The organism is Streptomyces colwelliae, assembly GCF_048158785.1.
GTDB lineage: Bacteria > Actinomycetota > Actinomycetes > Streptomycetales > Streptomycetaceae > Streptomyces.
On record NZ_JBLTJC010000843.1, the window covers coordinates 1 to 854 of the forward strand.

1 protein-coding gene is annotated in these 854 nt (G+C 72.8%); it reads left to right on the top strand.

What is annotated here, in order from left to right; genetic code table 11:
• Positions 1–238: 238 nt before the first annotated feature.
• A partial coding sequence (locus ACNFOC_RS54735; RefSeq protein WP_416966362.1) for an SGNH/GDSL hydrolase family protein occupies positions 239–854 on the top strand: 616 nt, incomplete at its 3' end.

Sequence of the window (854 nt, forward strand, 5' to 3'; positions counted from 1 at the left end):
TGTATAAGAGACAGGGTCTGGCTGGCGGGCGGGCGCGGCTGAGGGCCAGGTGGGCGCTGGTGGCCGCCGGGTGGGCGCGGCTGGTGGCTTGGCGGGTCTGGGCTGGAGGCCAGGCGGGTCTGGGCTGGAGACCAGGTGGGCGCGGCTGAAGGCCAGGGGGCGCTGGTGGGCGCGGCTGGAGGCCAGGTGGAGGCCCACCTACCGACGAGTACGGACGCGGGATATCATCTTCGTCGCCATGCAGACGAATCCCACGCACACCAGCCTGGTCGCGATCGGCGACTCCTTCACCGAGGGCATGTCGGACCTGCTCCCGGACGGCACCTACCGGGGCTGGGCCGACCTCCTCGCCGGCCGGATGGCCGCCCGGACGCCCGGCTTCCGGTACGCCAACCTCGCCGTGCGCGGCAAGCTGATCGCGCAGATCGTCGAGGAGCAGGTCGGCCCGGCGGCCGCCATGCAGCCCGATGTGATCACGCTGGTGGGCGGCCTGAACGACACCCTGCGCCCCAAGTGCGACATGGGCCGCGTCCGCGCTCTCCTGGAAGAGGCCGTCGAACGCCTCACCCCGGCCTGCAAACACCTGGTGCTGATGCGCAGCCCCGGCCGCCAGGGCCCGGTCCTACAGCGCTTCCGCCCCCGCATGGAGGAACTCTTCGCCTGCGTCGACGACCTTGCCGCCCGCCACGGCGCCCTCGTCGTCGACCTGTACGGCGCTCCCTCGCTCGGCGACCCGCGCGCGTGGGACGTCGACCGTCTCCACCTCACGGATGAGGGCCACCGCCGCGTCGCCGAGGCGGTCTGGCAGACCCTCGGCTACGAGGCGGAGGACCTGGACTGGCGCACCCCGATGC